This is a genomic window from Kitasatospora sp. CMC57 (genome assembly GCF_045866025.2).
Classification (GTDB): Bacteria; Actinomycetota; Actinomycetes; order Streptomycetales; family Streptomycetaceae; genus Kitasatospora.
Window position 1 is genome coordinate 3,897,874 of sequence record NZ_AP035881.2, and the last position, 18,661, is coordinate 3,916,534.

Consider the following 18,661-nt stretch of genomic DNA (forward strand, 5'->3'; position numbering starts at 1 on the left):
GTCACGTCGCAGGGCCATGGGCTCTCGCACCGGACGCACAGCCCGTCCTTGCTGCGGTGCTCGTCCAGCAGCATGCGATTGCTGGTCGCTGCGGCGCCCTCCCGCGTCGGACTCGTGGATCGGCCCGAGATCGGCCGGGTGGGGTCCACAAGCGTGGAAGCGACGTTGAGGCTCCACGGGTGCGGTGTGCCGTCGGCAGTCGTCATCAGCCTCTCCGGGGTCGCGAGTTGGCGGGACGGCTCTCGATGCCGGATGCATGGCTGGAGCCGCCGCAGGCCGCCGCTCCGCAGGGGTCCAGGACCCGAGTCGGCTCCACCGTGCGGAGCGGCATGCAGTTAGTGAACCGCCTAAACGCTACTGGGAGTACGGTGTTGGGCACGCTATGCGGTTTAAGCGGTTTAACGGCCCGTCAGGGAGGTGCGCTTTGGCGCCGACGAGGGAACCGAACGAGCGGCTGCGGGCGGTCATCAGGGAGACGAAGCTTTCCGGCGATGCGATCGCGCGCCTGGTCAGGCGGGTGGCGGCCGAGCATGACGAGCTTTTGGAGACCAACAAGTCGAGCATCACGCACTGGAAGAACGGCGGTCAGCCGGCCGGGAACGTCGGTGCCTTCCTGGCCGAGGCGTTAGGCCGCGCGCTCGGCGGACGGGTCGTGACGCTAGACGAGATCGGCCTGATCGCGCCTGCTCCCCGAAAACCCGACTGGGACGCGGATACGCTGAGCGCGCTGGCCGAACTCGGGAGAACCGACGTGGACGTGGAACGCAGGCGGGCCCTGGGGGTGACGGTCTACTCGGTGGCCGCGCTCTCCCTGCCCGGCGAAGACTGGTGGCAGCGCATGGCCGAGCGGGGCAGTGCGCGCAGCTCTGCCGCAACGCGGCGGGTTGGCCCTGGCGACCTGGCAGCCGTCCGCGACATGACCACCCTGTTCTCGCAGGTCGATCAGCGGCGGGGCGGTGGTCACGCCTGGACATCCGTGGTGCAGTACCTGGCGACCGACGTCACCGCCTACCTGCGGGGGAAGTTCACGGACGAGCGTGTTCGCCGTGATCTCTTCTCCGCAGCCAGTGAACTCGCCTACCTGGCGGGTTGGATGGCGTTCGACGGCGGCCAGCACGCGACGGCGCAGCGGTACTTCGCCGAGGCGGTGAAACTTGCGGCTGAGGCCGGCGATCCGCCGATGGCCGCTCACGTGCTGCGGGCCATGGCGCACCAGGCCATCGATCTCGGACACCACCAGCAGGCTCTCAACCTCGCTGCCGCATCCGTCGACGGCGACCGGTACGCGCTCGCGTCCCCACGGGAGCGGGCTCTCCTCGGCGTCGTCCACGCCCGGAGCCTGGCCGCCGCCGGACGTAAGAACGCCGCCGCAAAGGCGCTGCTACGGGCCGAGGACGACCTGTCCGCCGCGAGCGACGACATCGCCGAGCCGGACAGGGTGTTCTTCTTCGGCGAGGCGAGCCTCGCCCACGAGACCGCGTGCGCCCTGCGCGACATAGGCGATCTCGACGGCTCGGTGCGCGAGTTCCACCACAGCGTCCGCACCCGCAAGGCGACGAAGTTCACCCGCACTCACGCGGTGACGCTGGGATATCTCGGCTCCGTGTACGCGCAGATGAACAACATCGACCGGGCCTGTGCCACCTGGTCGCAGGCGCTCGATGCCATGGACGGCGTACGGTCCGGCCGCACCCGCCAGGCCGCCGCCGACATGCGCACTCTGCTCTCCCCTTACCGGCGGCGCGGTACCGCGGCGATCACCGAGATCGACGCACGCGCTGCCGCATACCTGACCGAAACAGCCTGATGAGGAGTCACTGATGGCAGACCGTGAGACGTTCGAGGTCGAGGCCCTCGGCCACGTGGTCGGCGGGCGGATCGAACCAACAGACGACTTCTGGGGCGGCACCCGGGCGATCATCCGGCTGGACGGATCCCTCTTCACCACCGACGCGACCAAGGGCCTTGAGGACTTCTCGCACCTGGAGATCGTCTTCCGATTCCACCTCACCGACCCGACCGACCTGAACCTCGGCGCCCGCCGGCCTCGGGACAACCCAGAGTGGCCGGAGGTCGGTATCTTCGGGCACCGCAACATGCGACGCCTGAACTGGCTCGGGGTCTCCCGCTGCCGCCTGATCAAGGTCGACGGCCTGGACCTCCACGTCGAAGACCTCGACGCCGTCGACGGCACTCCGGTCCTGGACGTGAAGCCGTGGTTCGGTGAGATGGGACCTCGCGGAGAGCAACGCCAGGCCGAATGGACGACTGTCATGCTCCGCGACTACTTCGCGCCCACGGCCAATGACTGACGGCGGACCGTGACTGTCCGATCGTGAGCATCGGTGGCTCCATGCCTCCCCGCTGCCGCTGGTTCCAGGCTTGCTCTCGCACCCCTGGGCGAGGGCAACTGCGTGCGGCGGGCCGTAGGACCGTCCGATGCGACAACTTGCTCCGCCAGGAGCGAGGCCGGGTAAGGAGTCCTTACCCCACAACTTGCTCCGGCTTCCGGTGGTCTGATCAGGATTCGGATCACGGTGATCTCTTGTTGTGGGTCTACCTGGCTACAGCGGGCGGCGGAAGTTCGGAGATCTGCTCGAAGGCGGGGCGTTCACGGTGGGGCGTACACGCGAGCCCCCTTCTAAAGGGGGGCTCGCGCGTGAACGCTGGGTCGCGTGGACGGCGTGTACGTCTCCGTGGTCGCTTTACCTGCGGTTTCTCTGCTCCGCGTGGACGGTGTGAACGGTTTTCGCCGGGCCCTTCGCGGGAGGGGTGCGTGTACGGTCCCGTGAACGATCCGCGCCTGGTTGTCGGTGCCCGGTTGGGCTGGTGATCCGCTCACTGACCGGCCGCCCGGTGGCCCTGGCGGGTACCGTCCGTTGGTCGTTCGACGGGCTGCTGGCCTGCGTGGCACTCCGGTCAGTTCGGTCGGTCGGAGGAACCGGCTGACCGGAGCCTCGGTCACTGGGGTCGGTCAGTACGACGGACTGACCGGGGGCGCAGTCACTGCGTTGCCCCCGGTCAGTCCGGTAACCGTGGTGGCGGTTACGAGACGGCGGTGATGTGCCGGGCGGAGGGGCGGTAGCGGGCCTGCTGGCCGCCTCCGGTGCCTCCGGAGGTGCCTTCGGCCTTGACCGCGAGTCCGGTCTTGACCAGGCGGTCGAGGTGGCGGCGGGCCTTCTCGATGTCGGCGCGGTCGGGGTTGGCTTCGCCGGTCAGGGCAGTGGCCAGGTCACGGGTGGTCAGGCCGTCCGGGGCGGCGCGCAGGATGGTGACCGGGTCGAGGGTGGGCTCGACGTAGGTGGTGCCGCGCTGGTGGTCGTGGACGACTGGCAGGGGGCCGATCTCGCCGGTCACGGTCTTGAGGTGGTGGATGGTGACCGCCGGGTCGCCGGCCTCTCCGGCGATGAACAGGACGCTGCCCGCTCCGGCGGTCAGCCACGTCGACCCGTACACCCGGTCCAGGGTGGGTCGCATTCCTCGTGGGGCGTCGGCTGCGGCCTTGCGCTGGTGGTGGAGCTCCATGATCTGGACGCCAGCGCGCAGGGCGCGCATGCGGGCGTTGTTGAAGGCGACGGCCAGGGAGTCGTCCACGAGGGTGCTGACCGCGTCCTTGAGGCTGTCGATGACGATGGTGTCGGCGCGGTGGGTGGCGGCGAGTTCGGCGAGGAGGTCGGGTTCCTTGTCGAGGGTGGCGGGGAGAGGCCCTTGCCACACGGCGAGCCGGTCGCGCAGGTGGGCCTCGTCGGCGGGGGTGATGCGGCGGGCCATGGCGCGGGCGATCTGCTGGGGGCGGTCCATGGCGAGGTAGAGGACGCGTTCTCCCTCGGCGACGGGCAGGTCGAGCACGGAGGCTTGCAGGCCGAGGCGGGCGAGGACGACCTGGTGAGCGATGGTGGTCTTGCCGACGCCGGGTGCGCCGACGATCATCAGGCTTTCGCCGGAGGCCCAGGCGGTCTGTTCGCGGGTTCCCCACAGGGGTTCCTTGTCCGCGCCGGTCTTGGTGACGAAGTCCCAGCCGTTGACGATGTAGCGGGACAGGCGGCTGCCGCCGGAGGCCAGGGCGCGCTCGCGCTCGGCACGGATCTCCGTCTCGATGGCCGTGCGGATCTCGTCCGGGTCGGCACCCGGGGTCAGCGCGTGGTGGACGGTGCGGATGCCGGTGCTGTGCAGGGTCCGCAGTTGGGCGTCGCGGCGCACGATCTGCGCGTAGTAGTCGGCGTTGTCCGTCGAGGGCGGCGCGACGGTGACCAGCGTGTGGAGGTAGGACGAGCCCCCGACGCGGGAGAGATCTCCCTTGCTCTGCAGGTGGTCCGCGAGGGCGATGGGGTCGGTCGGGGCGTCCTCGGCGCGCAGGGCGAGGATCGCGCGCCAGATGGTCTCGTGGGCGGGCCGGTAGAAGTCGCCCGCGTCCAGCGTGCCCCGGACCTGGTCCACCACTTGGTGCTTCAGCATGCACGCGCCGAGGACCGCCTGTTCGGCGTCGATGTTGTGCGGCGGCTCCCCGGAGGTGGTGCCGACGAGCGCGGGATAGGGGTCCGACGCGCGTTGGTCCCTTCGCCGGTCGTGGGATGACGGGCCTGGCGGCGGGGCCGTAGGCTTGTCCACAGCGGTGTCCTCACTCGGAGGATTCGGGCGGCTACCCGGGTCCTCCGTTGTCGACTGTTCCAGGGATGGGCGGTTTCGAGGTTTCTGCTGTGGCCCCCGGTGTTCGTAGCACTGGGGGCCTTTTTCGTCGTGGTGCCGGGTGACTGGCCCGGCTGGCCGATGCGGTTCGGCTCAGTTGCGTTTCATCTTGCATCACGTTAACGTCGTGCTCGACGCATTGCAAATGGGTTTAACTACGATGCATGGAGGGTTGGCTGTGGCTGTGGCTGACGAGGACCGGCGACAACGGCTGGAAGGGGAGGAGAACGTCGCCCGGCGCATCAAGATGGAGCGCGAGGCGCGTGGGTGGAGCACTGCCACGCTCGCTGAGCGCCTGACCAAGGCTGGCTACCCGCTCAACCAGTCGGCGGTGTGGCGTATCGAGAGCGGCGAGCCGCGCCGTAGGGTCAACCTGGACGAGGCCATCGGCTTCGCCAAGGTCTTCGACATCTCCCTGGACAACCTGGTCGGACCACCCGAGATCGCCGCGAATGCCCACGTGAAACGGCTGCTGGCAGAGTTCGCAGGGAGCTGGCAGAAGTCAGTCGCCGCTCGCAAGGAGATGGACCGCGCCCGCGAGGCGCTCGACTCCTACGGCCGTGCTCACCCGAACCTCGAAGAGCTCATCAGAGCGATGATCACTCGGGTCGTGGCGGATGCGGCCGGTGACGACTACCGCTCGCCGAACTTCCCGCCCGGCTCGCCCGCCGCGGAGGGTCTCGGCGACCCGGGAACCGAGGCATAGCCAGAGCATCCGAGAGCATGCCCTGGCTGCCAGAGGGCACCTGTTGCACTCCGCTGGTTCCGCACGTCAGTCCCATCGCCGATCCGATGATGGCCGGCATCATGCCGGGCCCCGGGTGGTTTGGTGCGGCCGGAATCACCGGCTAACGTCCCGTCCCGCCGGTCCGACCACAGGCTTCGCCAGCCCGTGAACCCCTTGACCAGTCATGCCCTCCGCAGCCCCCCGGCGCTACGAACGCCGGGGGTCGCCACGCGGACCCGCTCAACCCAATCGCCCATCCCTGGAACATCGACAACGGCGGCGCATAGCCGAAAGCGCCGTCGGGATAGGACACCCATGTCCGAAACGCCGTTCGAGCTCTCCCGAGTGGCCCACGCCCTGGGTACCACCGAGCGCTTGCTCCTTCGCCTGATCGCCGATCAGGACGGTTCTGCGGCCGACCCCGCCCTGGTCGCGCTCACGGTCGAGGAAGCTGCCCGCCGACTCGGTATCGGGCGCACGAAGATGTACGAGTTCGTCGTCTCCGGCGAGATCCCCTCCGTGAAGATCGGCAGCCTACGCCGGATACCTGCCGAGGCAGTGGGCGCGTTCCTTGCCAAGCGCCTTCGCGCGGTCGACCTCGTCGCTGCGGCCTGAGGGGGCGGACATGGCAACCTCCCGTCAGCCCAACGGCGCTTCTTCGATCTCCCAGGACAAGGAAGGCCGTTGGCACGGCTACGTCACTGTCGGCATCAAGGACGACGGTCGCCCCGACCGTCGGCACGTCACCCGCAAGACTCGCCCCGAGATCACCAAGGCGGTCCGCGAGCTGGAGAAGAAGCGTGACTCCGGCCGGGTGCCGAAGGCCGGCCAGAGGTGGACGCTCAAGTCCTGGCTCACCCACTGGGTCGAGAACATCGCCGCTCTGCACGTGGGCGAGAACACGATCGACGGCTACCGCGTCGCCGTGTACCACCACCTCATACCCGGCCTGGGAGCCCACCAGCTGCAGAAGTTGGAGCCGGAGCACCTGGAACTCTTCTACAAGAAGATGCAGGACAACGGCAGCGCGGCTGGCACCGCGAACCAGGTCCACCGCACTGTGCGCGCGGCTCTGAACGAGGCAGTGCGGCGGCGCCACCTCACCGACAACCCGGCGACCGTGGCGAAGGCCCCGACCCCGGACGAGGAGGAGGTCGAGCCGTACTCGGTCGAGGAGGTGCAGCGACTGCTCGCTGAGGCCGCCACGCACCGCAACACCGCCCGGTGGGTCATCGCCCTGGCGCTCGGCCTGCGGCAGGGCGAGGTCCTGGGCCTGCAGTGGTCCGACGTCGACTTCGTGGCCAACGTGATCCGGGTCCGGCGCGGCCGACTGCGGCCCCGCTACCAGCACGGCTGCGGAGACCGCTGCGGGCGCAAGCCCGGCTACTGCCCGAAAAAGATCAACATCCGGCGGGAGACGAAGGGCACCAAGACGCGCGCGGGCAAGCGCCCGATCGGCGCCCCCGACGAGCTGATGAGGCTCCTGCTCCAGCACAAGCGGCAGCAGGACCGCGAGCGCGTCCTCGCCCGCGACCTCTGGATGGAGAAGGACTACGTGTTCACCTCGCCGACCGGCGAGCCCCTCAACCCGAACACCGACTACCACCGCTGGAAGGACCTCTTGAAGGCGGCGGAGGTTCGCGACGGACGTCTCCACGACGCCCGCCACACGGCGGCTACCGTGCTCCTGATTCTCGGCGTCTCGGACGCGGTGGTCGACGCCATCATGGGCTGGGAGCCCGGCAAGTCCGCTCGGATGCGTCGGCGCTACCAGCACCTCACCAACCCAGTCCTGCAGCAGACCGCCGAGAAGATCGGTGACCTGCTCTGGCCCGCTGAAGCCGCTGCCGACGCAGACACCACCGGTCCCCGGGCCGAGCCGCCGCAGGCTGCCGACTCATCGGGGACCGACGTGCCCGACCCGAGCCCCGCTGTCGCCGTGGGCCAGTCCCTGGTGTTCGTCGCCTACATCGGCCAGCAGCGGATCCCCTTCCTGCACGCCGAGCACGCCCAAGAGTTGGTCGGCCGTTGGACCGCCGAGCGGCCAGGCGGTGTCGCTCAGGTCGAGCAGTGGGAGCGCGAGAAGTGGGACCAGGCAGGACCAGGTGGCCTCCTGGCGGTCCGGCAGCGTCCTCTTGAACAGCGGGTCGTGTTCCACGCCTACGCAGTCTTTCGCCCCGATGGCGGTCGGCTGGACCTGGCCATGCCGGAGCAGTGGACGGTCTCCGCTTGGGACTTCGAAGCTGACCTCTATACCGATCGCTCCGCGTCCTGGCGTACGGCCCATCGCCCAGGCCCGGAGGGGCTGGTGGAGGCCCAGGTCCGCGGTACGGACAAGAGCGCTGTCGCTGCAGCGTTTGCCGAGGCCCGAGCCCAAGCCGTTGATCGTGCCCAGAATCCCGGCAAGTACGGCGACAGCGCCGACTGGTAGGCGGGTGCTATGGCTAGACCCGAGCTTCGGATTCGGACCAACCTGTTGCTCCGAATCCGAAGCTCTTGCGTTACTCGTCAGCGATCAGCTGCTGGAAGTGCGGGCACTCGATGGCGGGCCACTCCCGTATGACGACGTCAGGGCCGTCGCGAACCACCTCGGCATGCCAGGGGTAGCAGTCATGGCAGGGTCAGATTTCGTAAGGGCTGCCGTCGTCGTCGAAGGCCGCCAGATCAACGGATCCGACGGGAGCCGAGTGCTCGATCTTCGGCTTCTGGGGGTTCGTCACGGAGAAAGTATCGCCATCGCCGCCCGGCCTGCGTTCCGCGTAATTCGGGGGTTCTGGAGTCCCTGCCGGGTTGAAGGTGCAGGTCAGTGGGCTGGGGGCTGGTGACGCGGCCGGATTCGCCTAGAGACGCGATTTTTCTGATTCGCCTGCGCTGACCTGGAGTTGGTCCATAGGGTCTGGAGTCGTGTACGTGAAGACGACGAAGCGGGAGAACAAGTCCGGCACGGTCCGGTACCTGCACCTGGCCCACAACGAGTGGGATCCGGTGAAGGGCCGGGCGGTCCCGAAGGTCCTGTTCACGTTCGGCCGTGAGGACGACCTCGACCGGGACGCGGTGAAGCGCCTGGTCGCGTCTCTATCGAGGCTGCTGGAGCCGGGCGAGGCACTGGCGTCGACGGCAGCGGGTGACCTGGAGTTCGTCTCATCGGTCCCCTTCGGCGGCACCTACGTCCTCGATCATCTCTGGCGGCAGCTGAGGATCGACAGGATCGTCGGGCAGGTCGGGCAGCACAAACGGGGCCGGCGCCGGGACATGTCAGTGACCGAGCGGGTGCTGTTCTCGCTGGTCGCGAACCGGGCCCTGGCCCCGTCGTCGAAGCTGGCAGCCGCGGACTGGGTCACGCACGACGTGCACATCGAGGGCCTGCCGGCCACCGACGACGACGCCTGCTACCGGGCGATGGACTGGCTCCACGAGGTGACCGACGACCTGGAGAAGCGGGTGTTCGACGAGGTCGCGAACCTCCTCAACCTCGAGGTCGACCTGCTGTTCTTCGACACCACCAGCACCTACTTCGAGCTGGAGGAGGCCGACGAACCCGCCGCCCGGGACGACAGGGGCCGTCTCCTGACGGACGATGGCCCAACCGCCGAAGAGGACGGCGAGCCCGCGGAGCAGGCCGGGTTCCGCACTTTCGGCAAGTCGAAGGACTCCCGCGACGACCTGCCGCAGATCGTGATCGGGATGGCCGTGACGCGGGACGGGATCCCGGTCCGCGTCTGGTCCTGGCCCGGCAACACCGGTGACCAGAAGCTGATCCGGCAGGTCAAGGACGACATGCGGGACTGGACCCTGAGCAAGATCGTGTGGGTCACCGACCGGGGATTCTCCAGCGAACGCAACCGCCGCTACCTCCGCCAGGGCGACCACGCCTACATCGTCGGCGAGAAACTCCGCTCCGGCAGCCCGGAGGTGAAGGCCGCCCTGTCCCGCCAGGGCCGCTACAGCGAGATCGCCGGGAACATGCGGGTCAAGGAGGTGCGGATCTCGGAGACCGAACGGTTCGTGATCTGCCACAACCCCGAAGCCGCCACCCGTGACCAGCACATACGCGAACAGCTCGTCGCCCAGCTCACGACCCTGATCGAAGGCACCGACAAGCTCAGCGACTTCAAGCGCGGCGAGCTCCGCGGCAAGCTCGCCGACAAGCCCGGCCTCAACCGCTACCTCCGCACCACCCCGGCCGGCAAGCTCCGCATCGACACCGCGAAGATCAAGACCGAGGAGAACCTCGACGGCAAATACCTGCTGCGATGCTCCGACCCGCACCTGTCGGCCGAGGACATCGCCCTGGGCTACAAGCAACTCCTCGAAGTCGAGCGGGGCTGGCGGGACATGAAACAGATCATCGACCTGCGGCCCGTCTATCACCGGCTCGAGGAACGCATACGCGCACACGTCGTCCTCTGCTGGCTCGCCCTGCTGCTGATCCGCATCATCGAGACCACCACCGGCGAGACCTGGACGACTGTCCGCCGCGAGCTCGACCGGCTCCACCTCGGCACGTTCACCGGCCCCACCGGCCTGTTCCGGCAGGTCACCACCCTCACCAAGCCCCAGACCGACCTCCTGGCCAAGCTCGGCATCCCCGCACCGAAGCAGATCATCGCCCTCGAACCCGCACCCCGCTGACCAGCACGAACACCAGCGCCTAGAGAAACGCTTCTCAGGCGCCCTCACCCATGTCCGCGCAGGTCAGACCCCAGATTCGTGACTCCAGGCCGCTGAATTACGCGGAACGCAGGCCCGGGACCGTGTCGGCAGTCGAATACCTCAAGGCTCCGACCCGCCCTTCCCGTCGTTCCGAGTCGGGCAGACCGTCGCACTGAGAGTCACATTGCTGGGTCGATGGTGCTCCAGCGTCCTGGGGTAGGAGTGTGCAGGATCTGGCGTGCCTCAGGAGGCAGGGTGTGGGGGCAGCCGTCGTTCGGGTGGATGGCCGACTGCCACAGACGGTGGCCGAGTTCGAGGTGGAGGCGCCAGTGGTTCTGGCGCCCCGTGATGAGTCGGCTCTCTTCACGGAGTTCGAGGAGAGCTGACGCAAGAAGGAGGCCAGCGGCTGCAGAGAGGAACGGTAGAGCCGCGTCGGGGCTCCCCAGAGTGGTGGGGATTGCGGGGCCGGTACCGCAGAGGAAGCTGCCGGTCGGGGCCGTGGGGATGCGACAGGCCGGGCAGTCGTCGCGATCGGGGATGTGGCGGTGCAGCTCCGCGGTCCAGTTGGACGAAGTGGTGGCGTGGAGGAGGACCGGCTGTCCCAGAGCCGCGACCTCGGCGCGGACGCCGCGCTCGTTGGCAAGGGGCAGGACGAGGTCGTAGCGGGGTGCGTCGGCCAGGTCGGGCCACGTGTCGAGCCAATAGAGGTGCTCCTGGGCACCGGTGAGCCCAGCCGTGATGCTCGCCTTGTGCCTCTGCTCTCCGTTCGGGAGTGCGTCCGGCCAGCCTGCGTCGGCGGCGGTCGTGCCCAGGCATCGGTTGGTGTTGTGCAGCTCGGTGAGGTCCGCGTCGACGACGTCCCAGGTGCCGACGACGCCGATCTCGCGCAGCCAGTAGAACAGAGCTTGGCTGACCGCTCCGGCACCGACGACCAGGACGCGGCCCACGTCGATGGGACTGGTCCGACTGGTGGTGCCGGCGTCCGCGTCGGCGGTGCGCTCGAGCAGGTTCAGGCGCGTGGGGCGGATAGTGCTGCCGTGGGCTGCGCGGAAGGCCATGGCTGCGGCGAGGCATGCCGCGGTGGCGGCGCCGAGGATGTGCTCCTCCGGCCCCGTTGAGGGGCACCGGCAGGGGACTGCAGCGATTTCCCCGCGGCCGCCGTTCCAGCCCAGATAGATGTCGAGTTCGTCCGGCAGGTCGGTTCCGATGCCGATGGTGATCGCGTTGGTCGGGATCGACGCGGACATCGGGGCGGTGGTGAGGTCCAGGACCGGGTTGATGGCGGTGGCCATAGCGAACAGGGCGTCCGCCAGGGTCGGGGCGTCGATCAGTGCTCGAGCCTGCAGGTCAGCCGGCGGCACGACGAGGTGGAGGCGTCGGTGCACCCGGGCGAGCATGTTGACCAGGGCGAGGGCCGCGACCTGCGCCGCGCGGCCGGTGGCGTCGATACCGACGAGGAGAGCAACGGGGCGTTCCAAGACGGTCGTGTCCGCGCCGTACTGGAGGGTGCGGACATCGCGCTCGGCGTAGAAGCGCCTGGCGATCTCGTTCACCGGGGCTCCTGGATGCTTAGGTGGGAGGGGACGATGATCATCGCGGTGAGGTCGGTGATGCGGACCCAGCGCCCGTCTTGGTACTGGTGGAGTCCGGCTCCGCGGTCGGGACGGAGCGCGCCGGTGCCGTAGGAGGCGACGACGAGGGAGAACATGCCTTCGAAGGGCATGAGGACGAGTTGGTCGTCGCCGTCGGAGTGCCGGGTGTCTGCCCCGGGGTGGGAGTGCACCTGAGCGACGACACCGAGACCGTGTGCTCGGGCGGTGCGGGCGACGGCGCCCACCGTGTGCTCGTCGAGGTGGACGCGGCCGGGGCTGGTGACGGCGGGTGGTGTGGCGGCTGCTAGGACGAGGGTTGCGGTGTCCAGGACGCGGCCGAGCCACAGGACCGCCCCTTCGTGGCGGCGCCCGTCGGCTCCGCTACTGGCCTGTAGTGCCGCCTGGGTCGGTGCGAGAACGTTCTCGGAGACCAGGAGCTGTCCGCGGGCCGGGCCGGTGGGCAGCGGGGTGAGGCGGTGAACGGTCATGTCGTCATCCCGGGGCTGACGGCCAGGTGCGCGCGCAACGTGTTGAGCATGTCGGCGAGGGTGTGGGCGCGGGTGGAGGCGGGGGCCGCCGTCTTCCACTGGGTGGGGCCGCCCCAGTCCTGGTGCGGGCCGTCGTGCTCCTTGTACGCGAGCCGGTTCCAGGGGGCGCAGATGACCGGGAGCGGATGGAAGACCGATCCGGGGAGCCCGGCGCCGGTGCCAGCGAGGGGGAAGGCATTGCGGGGTGTGCCGCCCTGGTCGTCGCGGCAGGTCCACGCGGGAGGGACGGCCGGGTAGCCGGTGAGCTCAGCGTGGAAGATCACCGGTGTCACCTCGGCCATGGCCGGGTGGTTGGTCTGCGCGGTCAGGGTCTGACTGTCGGGGTCGACGTGGACCGTCCACCGGTGGCGTTCGGCCCAGGCGGTGATGGCCAGCATCTCGCTGGCCATCACCGCGCGGGTCACCTGCTCCGGGAGCATGTCAGACCCCGCCGCCGACGTCGACGAGCTCGAGGGTGTCGCCGTTGTGGACGCGGGCGGCGACCAGGCTGAGGTCGCGGTTGAGGACCTCGCCCTCGCTGTTCTGGAACGAGGGCGTGCCACCGGCGTAGCCGAACTGCTGGGCTGCGTGGGCGGCCGCAGCGCCGACGGTCTCCGTGCGCGGGAAGTGGAAGGTCTTTGGGCCGGGGTCGCGGGGGGCGTAGACGGTGACGGTGAGCTGGCCATGCTGCGGGCCAGCCTCGGCGTGGTCGGGGGTGTTGACCTGCTCGGTCATGAGTTGCTCCTTACAGGAGGCGGCAGAGCGGAGCGACGCGTCGGTGCGCGCTCCGGACGGATGCTGCCGTGGTGCGGTACACGCCTCGGCAGGTTTCGCCAGTCCCAGGATGCACACCCGCCACCAGTTTGGCAAGCATCTGTCTAATGTCAGCCAAACTGTCCTTCTACTGAATGCCAAACCGCCGCCCCAAGATCGAGGCGGAGTGTCCGCGCGGAGCCCTACTGGCCCGCCGAGATGAAGCCGAGGTTCATCAGGCGGAAGCTCATCGCCTGTGCGCTGATCTCGAATTCGCCCGCCAGTACATCCACGAGCTCGTCGGCGGAGAGTGCCGAAGCTTTCGCCGCGCTGGCCCGGACCATCTCCTCCGGGGCGAGCAGCGCTGCGGCGAAGCGGTTGGCCTCGATCTCCTCCCGGTCGGTCGCCATGCCCGAGATGGCATCGCGGTAGTTGATGCGCAGATCGGTGTCCAAGATCAGCGGCCGACCGCGGTGCAACAGGAGATGGCCGAGCTCGTGCGCCACGGTGAACTTTCGACGGTTCTTTGCGTGGGTCCCGTTCACGCCGATCACCTGCTGCCCGTCGTTGCGCAGCAGCATGCCGGAGACGTCGGGGGCCAGCTTCTGTGGGACGACAGTCGCCCCGAGCTGCTCGGCCAGCCGGTATGGATCGATCGGGGGCCTGATGACACTGAACTTCTCCAGCAGTGCCTTGGCCGCCGCATCAGCCCTCGCCATGGCCCACCTTCATCAGTCGCTGGGCGGCTTGCGTAACAGCGGCAACAGCGTCCGCCAGGTGATCGGGAAGGCCGCTCGTAGCCGGGGCCTCGACCAGGTCCGGGATGAGATCTGCCGGCCGTACTCGTACTGCTGCCGCGATCCGGGCCAATCGGAACAAAGAGGTGGACTGGGTGCCGGACTCGATGTTCGTGATCGACCCCCGCGTCAGCCCGGTCAGGCGCGCCAGCGCACTCTGGGTCAGCTCCGCCTTCTCCCGAGCAGCGCGAACTCGCGCACCCACTTCTTTATTGAACGCCTGCTCGTCCATGCCGGAGCCCCCAACTAGGTCAGTCACACTGACATCTTTACCACGCCAATACCTTTTGCGGAGTGGCTTCAGCGCCGTGACCTGCGGTCGCTGCGGTAACTGCAACCAAAACTGCAACCAGAGAACGACGAAGGCCCCGACCGCTGGGCGGTCGGGGCCTTCGTTATGGCTGCTCAGCCATGGCGGAGGATACGAGATTCGAACTCGTGAGGGGTTGCCCCCAACACGCTTTCCAAGCGTGCGCCCTAGGCCACTAGGCGAATCCTCCGTGGGAGAGCTTAGTACATGTTCGGGGGTGCTCGCGACCACCCTTCCGCAGGTGAGCGGGGGGTGGTGGCCTGCGGATCGGGGTGGTGGGGTGGTGGTGGGGCTTCGGTCGGGGATCCGGTACTCTTGGGGCAGCCCCTCGTGCGGCGTTATCTCTCTGAACTCCCCCAGGGCCGGAAGGCAGCAAGGGTAGGAGGGCTCTGGCGGGTGCACGAGGGGTCTTCGCGTTTGCGGGGGACCGCGTTTGTCGGCTCGTCCCGATATCGTCGGGGGTGTGTCCCTAGCCCTGTACCGCCGCTATCGCCCCGAGACTTTCGCCGAGGTCATCGGGCAGGAGCACGTGACCGCTCCGCTCCAGCAGGCCCTGCGCAACAACAGGGTCAACCACGCCTACCTGTTCAGTGGCCCGCGCGGGTGCGGGAAGACGACCAGTGCGCGCATCCTGGCCCGCTGTCTGAACTGTGCGCAGGGGCCGACGCCCACTCCCTGCGGTGAGTGCCAGTCCTGTACGGACCTGGCGACCGGGGGGCCGGGTTCGATCGACGTGATCGAGATCGACGCCGCCTCGCACGGTGGTGTGGACGACGCGCGTGAGCTGCGGGAGCGGGCCTTCTTCGCGCCGGTGCACAGCAGGTACAAGATCTTCATCCTGGACGAGGCGCACATGGTCACCTCGGCCGGCTTCAACGCGCTGCTGAAGGTGGTGGAGGAGCCGCCGGAGCACCTCAAGTTCATCTTCGCCACGACGGAGCCGGAGAAGGTGATCGGGACGATCCGGTCCCGGACACACCACTACCCCTTCCGGCTGGTGCCGCCCGGCACGCTGCGGGACTACCTGGCGCAGGTGTGCGAGCGGGAGCAGATCGCGGTCGAGGACTCGGTGTTCCCGCTGGTGGTCCGGGCCGGTGGCGGTTCGGTCCGCGACTCGATGTCGGTGATGGACCAGCTGCTCGCCGGGGCGGGCGAGGGCGGCGTCACGTACCCGATGGCCACTGCGCTGCTCGGCTACACCGACTCGGTGCTGCTGGACGAGGTGGTGGACGCGTTCGCCGCGCACGACGGCGCGACGGTGTTCCAGGTGGTCGACCGGGTGGTCGAGGGGGGCCACGACCCGCGGCGGTTCGTCACCGATCTGCTGGAGCGGCTGCGTGACCTGGTGATCCTGGCCACCGTGCCGGACGCGGGGGAGAAGGGGCTGATCGACGCCCCGGCCGACCGGGTCGCGATCATGCAGGCCCAGGCGGACCGGTTCGGCCCGGCCGACCTGAGCCGGGCGGCCGACCTGGTCAACACCGGGCTGACCGAGATGCGGGGGAACTCGGCGCCGAGGCTGCAGCTGGAGCTGATCTGCGCCCGGGTGATGCTGCCCGGCGCGTACGGGGACGAGCTCTCCTTGCAGGCGCGGCTGGACAAGCTGGAGCGCAGGGCCACGACGGGTGGGTTCGCGGCGCAGGCCCAGCCGGTCATGCAGGCACAGCAGGCTCCGCCGATGCAGGCGATGCAGGCGATGCAGGCGGTGCAGGCGGTGCAGGCGGCGCCCCAGCCGGTACAGCCCCAGGCGGCCCCGCCCGTGGAGGTGACGCCGAGTCAGCCCGCAGCCGCGCCCGGCGCGTGGCCCATCCCGCGCAGCTTCTCGGCCGCCGGCGCGCCGACGGCGCAGGAAGCAGCGGCCCCCGCCCCGGCAGCCGCCCCCGCTCCCGTACCCGTCGCCGCGCCGGTGGCACCGGCCCCGCAGTCGACGGCCGGTCAGCCCTCGGTCTCCGCCCAGCAGGGTGCGGGCCAGGTCCGGCAGCTCTGGCCGCAGATCCTGGAGGCGGTGAAGAACCGTCGCCGTTTCACCTGGATCCTGCTCAGCCAGAACGGCCAGGTCGCGGGCTTCGACGGCAGTGTCCTCCAGGTCTCGTTCATCAACGCGGGCGCCCGCGACAGCTTCGTGAGCAGCAACAGCGACGACGTGCTCAAGCAGGCGCTGGCCGACGCCCTCGGGGTGGACTGGCGGGTCGAGTGCATCGTCGACCCGTCCGGCGGCACCAGCGGCGGCGTGGCGGCCGGCGGCAGCACCCCCTCGTCGTCGGCCGGAGGCTGGGGAGCCCCGCAGCCGCAGCCAACGCAGCAGCAGCCACAGCCCCCCCGCCCGGCGCCCACCCAGGCAGCGCCGCCGCAGGCGCAGTCGACCCCGCCCCCGCAGCAGGCGGTAGCCCCGTCCATTCCGCCCAGGGCGCCCGCGCCGGTTCGCGCGCCCGCGCCCGCGCCGGTCGAGGGGCCGCCGGCGGACGAGTACCCGCCGGACGACTACGACCTGGAGGGCGACGCCAGCTTCACCGGCCCGTCGCCCACCCAGGTCGACCAGGGCGTGAACAGCCAGGAGCTGATCGTGCGTGAGCTGGGGGCCACCGTCCTGGAGGAGATTCACCACAACCGCTGAGCCCGGGCGACGTAGGCTCGGACCGGAAGCTTTCCGTAGTCGTACAGCCAGTCGTACAAGTAGTAGTCGCACAGGTACAGGAGTGAGCCGTGTTCCCTGGTGGTGGCCAGCCCAATATGCAGCAGCTGCTCAAGCAGGCGCAGAAGATGCAGGAAGAGCTCGCCAAGGCGCAGCGCGAGCTGGCCGAGGCGCACGTCTCCGGTTCGGCGGGCGGGGGTCTGGTCGAGGTGACGGTGACCGGTGCGGGTGAGCTGCTGGCGCTGACCATCGCGCCGGCTGCGGTCGATCCGGAGGACACCGAGACGCTGGCCGACCTGATCCTGGCCGCGGTCCGGGACGCCAACGCCACGGCGCAGAAGATGCAGGCCGAGCGGATGGGCCCGCTGGCCCAGGGCCTCGGCGGCGGCATCCCCGGTCTGCCGTTCTGACGGAGCTCTCCGAGGGCCGTGGAGATTTATGGTGAGTCGGGCGTCGGACGGTGTGTCCGGCGCCCGATTCGTTGGATGATGGCACCGGAGCCGACGGCATCGCCGGCGGCCAGGGCCCGAGGGAAGGCGCGAAGTTGTACGAGGGCGTGGTTCAGGACCTGATCGACGAACTGGGCAGGCTGCCCGGCGTCGGGCCCAAGAGCGCGCAGCGGATCGCCTTCCACGTGCTGCAGGCCGACCCGGTGGACGTCCGCCGACTGGCGCATGCGCTGCTGGAGGTCAAGGAGAAGGTCCGGTTCTGCGTGGTCTGCGGCAATGTCGCGGAGGCCGAGCAGTGCCGGGTCTGCCTGGACCAACGGCGCGACCGCGCGGTGATCTGCGTGGTCGAGGAGCCCAAGGACGTGGTGGCGGTGGAGCGGACCCGTGAGTTCCGCGGCCGGTACCACGTGCTGGGCGGCGCGATCAGCCCGATCGAGGGCATCGGTCCGGACGACCTGCGGATCCGGGAGCTGATGACCAGGCTCGCGGACGGCACGGTGACCGAGCTGATCCTGGCCACCGACCCCAACCTGGAGGGGGAGGCGACCGCCACCTACCTGGCCCGGCTGTGCAAGCCGATGGGCCTGAAGGTGACCCGGCTGGCCAGCGGCCTGCCGGTCGGTGGGGATTTGGAGTACGCCGACGAGGTCACCCTCGGACGGGCCTTCGAAGGGAGACGACTTCTCGATGTCTGAGCAGCCCAGCAGCACCCATCCCAGCAGCATTCCGCCCAGCACCCCGCCGGGCGCCACCTCGACCACCGGCATCCCGTCCACCGGCACCCCGGCCGGCGGCGCACCGCACAAGCACGAGCCCGACGACTTCGCGGTGCAGATCGCGGACTCGGTGGAGAGCTTCGTGCTCGCGGTGACCGAGGTCGCCAAGGGCGACGAGCCGGGGAGCGTGGTCTCCATGCTCCTGCTGGAGGTCTCGCAGCTCCTGCTGGCCGGTGGCCGGCTGGGCGCGATCGAGGACGTCGTACCGGAGGACCGGTTCGAGCCGGACGCGGGCCCGGAGCCGGACGGTGTCGAGCTGCGCGAGCGGCTGGCCGGGCTGCTCGCCCCGATCGACGTCTTCCACGAGGTCTTCGACCCGTACGGGCCGCCGGAGAAGCCGAGTGCGTTCCGGATCTCGGACGATCTGGCGGGTGTGGTCGCCGAGCTGCGGCACGGGCTGACGCACTACCAGGAGGGCCGGGTCAGCGAGGCGCTCTGGTGGTGGCAGTTCTCGTACCTGTCCAGCTGGGGTTCGACCTGTACGGCGGTGCTGCGGGCGCTGCAGTCGCTGATCGCGCACGTCCGGCTGGACAGCCCGATCGGTGCGGCGGCGGACGGTGCGGACACCGACGACGACGGGCTGACGGACGAGCAGCTGGAGCAGCAGGCGGGCGACCTGATGGCGGCCGAGCTCGGCCTCTGAACCAGCGCGGTGTGACGAAACAGTCACCGCGCGGGCGGCGGAGCGAAATTCGAGGTGTCGCGCCCCCCTCCCCGGCAATTCTCCGGGGAGGCCGGGGGCGGCCCGCAGACCTGCCT

General features: G+C 69.4%; 17 protein-coding genes, 1 tRNA gene and 1 other RNA gene. 11 read left to right on the forward strand and 8 right to left on the reverse strand.

All coding sequences use genetic code 11. The features are described from left to right. Positions 1-424: 424 nt before the first annotated feature. Together ACKUU6_RS17380 and ACKUU6_RS17385 are read left to right on the forward strand one after the other, a co-directional pair. A complete protein-coding gene (locus tag ACKUU6_RS17380) occupies positions 425-1,807 on the forward strand; it encodes a Tat pathway signal protein (protein ID WP_407989486.1) in 1,383 nt (460 codons plus the stop codon). A gap of 13 nt (positions 1,808-1,820) precedes the next feature. Then, complete coding sequence (locus ACKUU6_RS17385; RefSeq protein ID WP_407989487.1) at positions 1,821-2,312, forward strand: TrmO family methyltransferase domain-containing protein; 492 nt, start codon at positions 1,821-1,823, stop codon at positions 2,310-2,312. A 733-nt stretch (positions 2,313-3,045) separates the two neighbouring features. Here ACKUU6_RS17385 and ACKUU6_RS17390 read toward each other — a convergent pair. After that, positions 3,046-4,608, reverse strand: a complete 1,563-nt coding sequence (locus ACKUU6_RS17390) for a DnaB-like helicase N-terminal domain-containing protein (RefSeq protein WP_407989488.1) — start codon at positions 4,606-4,608, stop codon at positions 3,046-3,048. A 262-nt stretch (positions 4,609-4,870) separates the two neighbouring features. Between ACKUU6_RS17390 and ACKUU6_RS17395 the strand changes: the two genes are divergently transcribed. The 4 genes from ACKUU6_RS17395 to ACKUU6_RS17410 all read left to right on the forward strand — a co-directional run bounded on the left by ACKUU6_RS17395 (position 4,871) and on the right by ACKUU6_RS17410 (position 10,045). Further along, the gene (locus ACKUU6_RS17395; protein ID WP_407989489.1) at positions 4,871-5,392 is read left to right on the forward strand and encodes a helix-turn-helix domain-containing protein; all 522 of its coding nucleotides are present in this window, start codon (positions 4,871-4,873) and stop codon (positions 5,390-5,392) included. 336 nt (positions 5,393-5,728) lie between these two features. After that, positions 5,729-6,028: a helix-turn-helix domain-containing protein gene (locus ACKUU6_RS17400; protein WP_407989490.1), complete on the forward strand. Its 300-nt coding sequence runs from the start codon at positions 5,729-5,731 to the stop codon at positions 6,026-6,028. Positions 6,029-6,038: 10 nt separating this feature from the next. Further along, positions 6,039-7,844 (forward strand): tyrosine-type recombinase/integrase, encoded by a 1,806-nt coding sequence (locus ACKUU6_RS17405; RefSeq protein WP_407989491.1) that lies wholly within the window; start codon positions 6,039-6,041, stop codon positions 7,842-7,844. A gap of 479 nt (positions 7,845-8,323) precedes the next feature. Beyond that, positions 8,324-10,045 (forward strand): IS1634 family transposase, encoded by a 1,722-nt coding sequence (locus tag ACKUU6_RS17410; protein WP_407986339.1) that lies wholly within the window; start codon positions 8,324-8,326, stop codon positions 10,043-10,045. Positions 10,046-10,245: 200 nt separating this feature from the next. Here ACKUU6_RS17410 and ACKUU6_RS17415 read toward each other — a convergent pair whose 3' ends face one another. From ACKUU6_RS17415 to ACKUU6_RS17445, 7 genes are all read right to left on the reverse strand, one after another. Beyond that, complete coding sequence (locus tag ACKUU6_RS17415) at positions 10,246-11,619, reverse strand: hypothetical protein (protein ID WP_407989492.1); 1,374 nt, start codon at positions 11,617-11,619, stop codon at positions 10,246-10,248. Continuing rightward, a complete protein-coding gene (locus tag ACKUU6_RS17420) occupies positions 11,616-12,146 on the reverse strand; it encodes a Mov34/MPN/PAD-1 family protein (protein ID WP_407989493.1) in 531 nt (176 codons plus the stop codon). Before ACKUU6_RS17420 ends, ACKUU6_RS17415 begins: the two co-directional genes overlap by 4 nt. Continuing rightward, positions 12,143-12,625 carry a hypothetical protein gene (locus tag ACKUU6_RS17425; RefSeq protein WP_407989494.1) on the reverse strand — a complete coding sequence of 161 codons (483 nt, stop codon included), beginning with the start codon at positions 12,623-12,625 and terminating at the stop codon, positions 12,143-12,145. The genes ACKUU6_RS17420 and ACKUU6_RS17425 overlap by 4 nt, the downstream gene beginning before the upstream one ends. A gap of 1 nt (position 12,626) precedes the next feature. Beyond that, entirely contained in the window at positions 12,627-12,920 is a 294-nt protein-coding gene (locus ACKUU6_RS17430) for a hypothetical protein (RefSeq protein ID WP_407989495.1), read from the reverse strand. A gap of 221 nt (positions 12,921-13,141) precedes the next feature. Further along, positions 13,142-13,657, reverse strand: a complete 516-nt coding sequence (locus tag ACKUU6_RS17435) for an ImmA/IrrE family metallo-endopeptidase (RefSeq protein WP_407989496.1) — start codon at positions 13,655-13,657, stop codon at positions 13,142-13,144. Next, positions 13,644-13,967: a helix-turn-helix domain-containing protein gene (locus ACKUU6_RS17440; RefSeq protein ID WP_407989497.1), complete on the reverse strand. Its 324-nt coding sequence runs from the start codon at positions 13,965-13,967 to the stop codon at positions 13,644-13,646. Before ACKUU6_RS17440 ends, ACKUU6_RS17435 begins: the two co-directional genes overlap by 14 nt. A 180-nt stretch (positions 13,968-14,147) precedes the next feature. After that, positions 14,148-14,235: transfer RNA gene (locus tag ACKUU6_RS17445), tRNA-Ser, on the reverse strand. 129 nt (positions 14,236-14,364) lie between these two features. On the opposite strand from ACKUU6_RS17445, the gene ffs reads away from it, so the two are divergent. The 5 genes from ffs to ACKUU6_RS17470 all read left to right on the forward strand — a co-directional run bounded on the left by ffs (position 14,365) and on the right by ACKUU6_RS17470 (position 18,545). After that, an RNA gene (gene ffs / locus ACKUU6_RS17450) (signal recognition particle sRNA small type) lies at positions 14,365-14,461 on the forward strand. Positions 14,462-14,508: 47 nt separating this feature from the next. Then, positions 14,509-16,659, forward strand: a complete 2,151-nt coding sequence (locus ACKUU6_RS17455) for a DNA polymerase III subunit gamma and tau (protein ID WP_407989498.1) — start codon at positions 14,509-14,511, stop codon at positions 16,657-16,659. 89 nt (positions 16,660-16,748) lie between these two features. Next, positions 16,749-17,087, forward strand: coding sequence for a YbaB/EbfC family nucleoid-associated protein (locus ACKUU6_RS17460; RefSeq protein ID WP_407989499.1), 339 nt, complete (start codon positions 16,749-16,751; stop codon positions 17,085-17,087). Positions 17,088-17,221: 134 nt separating this feature from the next. Continuing rightward, the gene (gene recR, locus ACKUU6_RS17465; RefSeq protein ID WP_184924795.1) at positions 17,222-17,821 is read left to right on the forward strand and encodes a recombination mediator RecR; all 600 of its coding nucleotides are present in this window, start codon (positions 17,222-17,224) and stop codon (positions 17,819-17,821) included. After that, positions 17,814-18,545 carry a DUF5063 domain-containing protein gene (locus ACKUU6_RS17470; RefSeq protein ID WP_407989500.1) on the forward strand — a complete coding sequence of 244 codons (732 nt, stop codon included), beginning with the start codon at positions 17,814-17,816 and terminating at the stop codon, positions 18,543-18,545. Before recR ends, ACKUU6_RS17470 begins: the two co-directional genes overlap by 8 nt. Positions 18,546-18,661: the final 116 nt, after the last annotated feature.